Raw genomic sequence first — 6,100 nt, forward strand, 5'->3', positions numbered from 1 at the left:
GAGTCCCAGGCGTACGCTGTGCGGTTGTGAAGGCCGCCCCTGCCGCTCCCCTGCGACGTCGCGGCGGGGGACCGTACCGGGAGATCAGGACGTGCTGGAGCAGTTGGGGGCCTTGGCCGACACCCCATGGATGTATGTGATCGTCGGGATCTCCGTGCTCCTCGACGTCTTCCTGCCCGTGCTGCCCAGCGGCGTGCTGGTGATCACCGCCGCCACCACGGCCGCGGGCTCCGCGGCCGACGCGGTCGGTGACGCGGCACACGGCCACGCGGGCTTCCCCGAGATGTTCGCACTCGTGATGTGCGCGGCGACCGCCTCGGTGCTCGGCGACATGGTCGCCTACCGCCTCGCCTGGCGTGGCGGCGACCGCTTCGACCGCGCCATCGCCCGCTCCCGCCGCCTCACCGCCGCCCAGGCCAAGCTCGGCACGGCGCTGCTGCGCGGCGGCGGCCCGCTCGTGGTCGTCGCCCGGTTCGCGCCCGCCGGCCGGTCGGTCGTCAGCCTCGGCGCGGGCGTCATGCACCGCAGGGTGGCGGAATTCCTCCCCTGGTCGGCGCTGGCGGGGCTGACCTGGGCGGCGTACAGCGTGAGCCTGGGCTACTTCGGCGGGCAGTGGCTGGGCGCCACCTGGCTCGGCACGGCCGTCTCCTTCTTCGCCCTCTTCGCGGCCGGGCTCGGCGCCGCGTTCGTGGTGAAGCACCCACGCCGGCGTGAGGCACAGGCGCGGTAGGGACCGTTACGGCACCGGCCGTACGCGGCCACGCCGCCCGGCCGAGGCGGGCCTTCCGCATCGGTACGAGCGTGCTTACGCCGCCCCCGCGAGCGTTCTCCTCATGAGCGGGCACCCCGCGGCGGGACGCTCCCGCGGGGCCTCCGCCGCGCTCAGAGCTTGGTCAGCTTGGTGTACGGGCCGGGGATGCGCTCCTGCCGGGAGGCGAAGTCGACGAGCACGGCGACGTCCTCCTCGACACCGATGACCCGGCCGAGGCCGTAGCGGTCGTGGGTCACCCGGTCCCCCACGGTGAAGTGCTTCACCGGGACGGGTGCGGCGGGAGCATTGAAGGGGCTGGTGGGCAGGAACCGTCGGTGCGCTGCTGGCTTCGTCATTGTCCTCAGTATGCGCCCTCCGCGGGCGGGCGGCGCCCGGGAACGGCACAGCGGCCCGGCTCCACGGGGAACCGGACCGCTGGACGATCATCCGCCGGAGGTCACCGGGACCTCGGCCGGATCAGTGGACCTTGGTGAAGGCGTCCTTGTCGAAGGCCGTCAGACCGTTGGCCCACAGCGCGTTGACACGGCTCTTCTCCTGCGCGTTCGGGTAGGGGTTGGTGCAGGACGGGCCGGGGCCGCCACCGGACATCAACTCGCTGCACGGGCCCTGGTAGTGGTCGGGCAGGCCCAGCACGTGCCCGGTCTCGTGGGCGGTGACGCGGGTGGAGTCGTACTGCTGGTTCTGCTGGTAGTCGAGGAAGATGTAGCCGCGCCCGTGGCCGTCGGTCTGGGCGTACGAGCCGCGGGAGTCGTTGCCCTCGTAGTACGAGAAGTCGGCGTTGCCGCCGGCTCTGAGCTGGACGTTCCGGACGGAGCTGTTCCAGATCTGCGCCGCGTTCGCTATCTCCTGCTGGAAGCTGGGCGCGTTGCTGGGGTCGTAGGTGACCGTGACGGTCTTCAGGCCGGGCGACTTGGCGGCCTTGGCCTTCGCGGACTTCATCACGGCCTCGAAGAACGCCTTGTTGCCGGCCTGCTCGGCCGCCGAGCCGACGTACGACGACCGGGTGACCGCGTGCGAGCCTTCGGCCGCGGTCGCCGCGGTGGCGGGGACGGACAGCGCCGCCGCCAGACCGAGGCCGAGGGCAGCCGAGAGCACCATGGTGGAGCGATTCATGTGGGGGACTCCATTCGTTCCGAGAGCCCCGGCCGCTGGTGGTGGGCCGGCCGGAGCGCGTCGGTGAACTGTTGGTCCCGGGCAGTCTCTGACGAGTTATCAGTGATACGGATGATGCCAATTGGCCATAGCTCCGTCCAATCACCTACCCTGCCCCCGATGTGCCTGGTGTGACATGCGAGGTGCAGTTATGCTCCCCCCGTGGAGCTCGAGGTCAGGCATCTGCGCGCGCTTTGCGCCATTGCCGACACCGGAAGTGTGCGGAAGGCCGCGCTCCGGCTCGGCATGACACAACCCTCCCTCACCACCCAACTCCGGCGTATCGAGAGTGCCGTCGGCGGTCTCCTCTTCACCCGCGGCCAGACGGGCAGCCACCCCACGCCGCTCGGCCACACCGTGCTGCTGCGCGCGCGGCCCATCGTCGCCGAGATGTCGGCCCTGGTGACGGCCGCCCGAAATGCCGCTGTCCGCACGGGCGGTGAGCGGCTGCGGGTGGGCAGCGTCGGCAGCCGGGTGGTGACGGGGTGGCTGCGCCGCCTCCACGAGCGACTGCCCGATACGGATATCACCATCCATATAGAGGTATCGGCGAACACGCTGCTCCAACTGCTCGCCACCCATCAGCTCGACGTCGCCTTCGTGCACGAGACCGAGGGCTTCCCGCTGGACGTGCCCGGCGGCATCGAGCGGCGCGTGCTCACCGCGCGGGAGCCGAGGTTCGTCGCCCTCGCCGCCGGGCACCCCGCCGCGGGGCGGCCGGTGGTGAAGCTCGCCGAACTCGCCGACGACTCCTGGATCGTGGACCCGACCGCCGACCACGAGTGGGCCGCGCTGTGCCGGGCCTTCGCGGGGATCGGCCTCGACCCCCGGCTGATCCACGTCCGTGACAACGCCACCGCCGCGGACCTGGTCGCCTCCGGCGAGGCCGTACGCCCCTGCCAGCCCACGGCCGAACCGGCCCCCGGCACGGTCGTCCGCCCCCTGCACGGCGACCCCCTGACCACCGAACTCTCCCTGGCCGCCCGCGCCTGCGCCCTCCCCCTGCCCGAACTGGACGCGCTCTTCACCGACCTGGAGGCGGCCTACACGGAGGCGGCGTCCCGGAGCGCGGCCTACAGCACATGGCTGGACACGAGGGGCTTCCCACTCCTCCGCGGCTGACCCCCGCGCGCCGGCCGACAGGGCCGCACCTGACGGCCACGCCTGCCCTGCCCCGCGGCGCGGCGAACCACCCTTGACAGGCTGGAGCACGTCGCGGAGTTCCTCCGCGACGGCAGAGTCGCCCCGGAGCGCGGTGTCGACCGCCGGATCTTCGCGGCCACGACGGCTCCCTTCGAGTTTGGTCAACTACGTCATCGACCTCATGGAGAGGGCCAGGCCGCGATCCTTATGAGGAAGCGGCCGGCGTTGCCGTCATCCGGAGATGCCGAAGGCCCCCAGCCAGATCGACTGGGGGCCTTCGCGCTGGTGGGCACAGACGGATTTGAACCGCCGACATCTGCTTTGTAAGCGCGTTCCGATCAGTCCGCCTACCAGCGCCAACCGGAACCGCAGGTCAATGACCAGCGAAAACGCATCACGCGCGATCACTCAAGATCACGGGCTGTCGCGGCCTCATGTGTACTGAATGTGTACCGCGTCGCTGCTGGATGTCGCAGGCCCCGCACGCCTCGGCAGAGGGGCAGCCAGGACGGTCAAAGGTCTAGGCTCTGCTGCCATGGTCGAGGCATTCGTCAGCAGTGACGAACACCCTGCATGCGGCATCTGCCCGTCGCGCCGGTTCCCTCTCGGAGAGTTCGACGTAGCGGAGCGTCCGTCACGCGAGTTCCCGTTCAACCCGTCCGACGGCCATCGGTACACGGCGGCCGGCGTGCCTGTGTGCGTGCATCCGGAGAAGGTCGGGATGCCGCCCGGGAAGTACGCCACCGATGGCACAGCAATCGCCCCCGAGCTTCGGTTGCCGGACGACATCACCGACCTGGACCCGTACCTGCACGACCTGATGCACAGCGCGGCGCCCGGAGTGCTCGAAGGTCTCATCGAGCGAGCCGTCCAGGAGATCCCCCGTGCGTTCCCGGAAGTGGACGCCGTCCAGGCGCTACGCCGTGCGCTCAGTTAGCTAGCCGACCGTGGCGAATCCGGGGGCGAATGAACGTCCCCCGTCCTTGATACCGAGCGGTTCGTACTTCGCGATCACGGCGGACCTGCGCTTCGCCGTCTCCGCCTTGCCGAACCAGAACCGTTCGTTCACCGGTCCCCAAGCCGCCCGGTACACCTGGTGCGTGTAGTCGCCGTGGTCCCAACCGCCGATCTCTTCGCGGTCAGTGGCATGCACGAACTTGATCCCAGTGCGCTCCTGCACACGGCTGAGCACCGTGAACTGAGCGGCCAAAGCGTGGATCATCTCGTCGACGGGGATGGACACGGGCACCTCGGCAGCGCACTCGTCGCCGTCCGTCATCTCGTAGACGGCCGACTTGATCGCCATCGCCCGCAGGGCTTCCGGGAAGAGCGGGACGGTGTCCTTCTCCACATCGAAACCGTCGACGAGGGCATAGCCGGTGAAGCTCTGCCAGTCTTTGTCATACTTCGCGCACCCTGTGCGCAGGCGCTCGAACTCCGGGTCGGCCTCAATGGCCGACAGGACCTGTCGGGCCCGCGCCGCTACCTTTTCAGGGGCGGGGCGGACAAGGGTTGAGGTCATCGCGTCACCCTCCTTCTGGTTGCTTGCCTTGCCGACCCGTCTGGCTGGAACTCCCCAGGCCCAACCGGACGGGAGTCTCAGTGGTGGGGAGCCGTAGCAGCGAAGGCCCACGACAACAGGACCCACAAGAGCCCGTACAGCACGAGGACAGCGGCCCACTGCCTCATGCCGACACGCCCACTCTGGGCTGGCCGCGACGCCGCTCTCTGCTGGTGCAGGTGGAGCACTCGCACGGTGGATATTGGCCAGTGATGGCTACATCGACGGGCTTGACCGTGTGCTCTTCCTTGATCACGGTCTCCTGTCCGGTTTCCTGGGTGATCCGGTAGACCATCAACGTCATAGCCACTTCGCAGCCCTTCCGTCCCGCCATCTATGCCAGTGGCCATAGGTGTACTGGCGTGGACGGATACCGCGCGGCGACCGTCAAGGCGTCACTTCGGCGTCACTCGTTGGTCAAAGGCAGTGACCAACTGTCGCCGCCGCCTTACTGTCGAAGACGTGGCCGAACCCAACACGATTCTTCGCGCCGTCAGGATCAGCCTGCGCATGTCTCAGGACGACCTGGCGCTAGCGATACGCCATGCCGGAAAGGAAGTCGGCGAGCCGAACGACTGCGCCAAGCGCAACGTGCAGCGATGGGAGTCCGGGAAGGTCGGCATGCCCAGGCCCGTTTACGTCCGGTCCCTGGAGCGCGTTACGGGGTTACCGATCGAAGCCCTAGGGTTCGCCATACCGGTGCCGAACACCCGGACGACGAACACGGCCGTGCCGAGCGTTCACGGACCGGTGCAAGCAGAGGTGGTAGAGGTGGGAGCCATATCAGCCCCAGGAGGTGCTGTCCCCATGCCCAAGCACAATGATCACGGCACCCTGTCGGGCATCTGGCTGTCACGGTACGAGTACCACTCGTCCGGCCGGGGATCCGACTTCACCGGCGAACACTTCGTCGTGATCCTCCAGCACGGCAACAAGCTCACGGCGCGATCTCTGCCGCAAGGTTCCTCCAACCCTGACTCACCACTCACTCTCGATCTGACCGTTGACGGAAATGTCGTCACGGGGACGTGGAGGGAGGAGACGGCCCAGGACGGCTACTACGCCGGGGCGGTCTACCACGGGGCGATTCAGCTGCTGGTCGAACCCACTGGCCGGAAGATGACCGGGAAGTGGGTCGGCTTCGGCAAGGACTTTGACGTGAACACCGGCCCATGGGAACTGGTTTTCAAGGACGCGTCCACGTCGAAGGCCATCATGGAGACCTTCAACCACAGGCCATGAGCACCGGCCCCAACCGATTCACGCCGCTCTGGGACCGACACTTCTCGCGGCTCTGAAACCCGTACAGAACCCCGGGTGCTATGCCTACCGACCGGGAAGAACACCGGGGAGGGGGGCACCCCCCAGGGGTCGCGCGGTGGGGGGGGGGGGGGGGGGGGGGGGGGGGGGGGGGGGGGGGGGGGGGGGGGGGGGGGGGGGGGGGGGGGGGGGGGGGGGGGGGGGGGGGGGGG

At 69.1% G+C, this 6,100-nt stretch carries 7 protein-coding genes; 4 read left to right on the plus strand and 3 right to left on the minus strand.

The window, feature by feature from the left end; all coding sequences use genetic code 11:
• Window positions 1-91: 91 nt before the first annotated feature.
• A complete protein-coding gene (locus tag ACZ4A5_RS01965) occupies window positions 92-730 on the plus strand; it encodes a DedA family protein (protein WP_467577205.1) in 639 nt (212 codons plus the stop codon).
• Window positions 731-882: 152 nt separating this feature from the next.
• Here ACZ4A5_RS01965 and ACZ4A5_RS01970 read toward each other — a convergent pair whose 3' ends face one another.
• The gene (locus ACZ4A5_RS01970) at window positions 883-1,107 is read right to left on the minus strand and encodes a hypothetical protein (protein ID WP_398867445.1); all 225 of its coding nucleotides are present in this window, start codon (window positions 1,105-1,107) and stop codon (window positions 883-885) included.
• A gap of 121 nt (window positions 1,108-1,228) precedes the next feature.
• Window positions 1,229-1,885 carry a snapalysin gene (gene snpA, locus ACZ4A5_RS01975; protein WP_467577207.1) on the minus strand — a complete coding sequence of 219 codons (657 nt, stop codon included), beginning with the start codon at window positions 1,883-1,885 and terminating at the stop codon, window positions 1,229-1,231.
• Between the two features lie 201 nt (window positions 1,886-2,086).
• Here snpA and ACZ4A5_RS01980 point away from each other — a divergent pair, with 201 nt between their 5' ends.
• Together ACZ4A5_RS01980 and ACZ4A5_RS01985 are read left to right on the plus strand one after the other, a co-directional pair.
• Window positions 2,087-3,046, plus strand: a complete 960-nt coding sequence (locus tag ACZ4A5_RS01980) for a LysR family transcriptional regulator (RefSeq protein WP_467577210.1) — start codon at window positions 2,087-2,089, stop codon at window positions 3,044-3,046.
• Window positions 3,047-3,602: 556 nt separating this feature from the next.
• Window positions 3,603-4,004 carry a hypothetical protein gene (locus tag ACZ4A5_RS01985; RefSeq protein WP_467577213.1) on the plus strand — a complete coding sequence of 134 codons (402 nt, stop codon included), beginning with the start codon at window positions 3,603-3,605 and terminating at the stop codon, window positions 4,002-4,004.
• Here ACZ4A5_RS01985 and ACZ4A5_RS01990 read toward each other — a convergent pair whose 3' ends face one another.
• Window positions 4,005-4,589, minus strand: coding sequence for a hypothetical protein (locus tag ACZ4A5_RS01990; RefSeq protein WP_467577215.1), 585 nt, complete (start codon window positions 4,587-4,589; stop codon window positions 4,005-4,007).
• Window positions 4,590-5,138: 549 nt separating this feature from the next.
• Between ACZ4A5_RS01990 and ACZ4A5_RS01995 the strand changes: the two genes are divergently transcribed.
• Window positions 5,139-5,870 (plus strand): XRE family transcriptional regulator, encoded by a 732-nt coding sequence (locus ACZ4A5_RS01995; protein WP_467577275.1) that lies wholly within the window; start codon window positions 5,139-5,141, stop codon window positions 5,868-5,870.
• The last annotated feature ends 230 nt before the right edge of the window (window positions 5,871-6,100 follow it).

The organism is Streptomyces sp. NPDC025618, assembly GCF_055558795.1.

Coding starts and splice junctions, on each gene's coding strand:
- ACZ4A5_RS01985 (WP_467577213.1), top strand. CDS start 3,603: ATGGTCGAGGCATTCGTCAGCAGTGACGAACACCCTGCATGCGGCATC.
- ACZ4A5_RS01995 (WP_467577275.1), top strand. CDS start 5,139: ATGTCTCAGGACGACCTGGCGCTAGCGATACGCCATGCCGGAAAGGAA.
- snpA (WP_467577207.1), bottom strand. CDS start 1,885: ATGAATCGCTCCACCATGGTGCTCTCGGCTGCCCTCGGCCTCGGTCTG.
- ACZ4A5_RS01970 (WP_398867445.1), bottom strand. CDS start 1,107: ATGACGAAGCCAGCAGCGCACCGACGGTTCCTGCCCACCAGCCCCTTC.
- ACZ4A5_RS01990 (WP_467577215.1), bottom strand. CDS start 4,589: ATGACCTCAACCCTTGTCCGCCCCGCCCCTGAAAAGGTAGCGGCGCGG.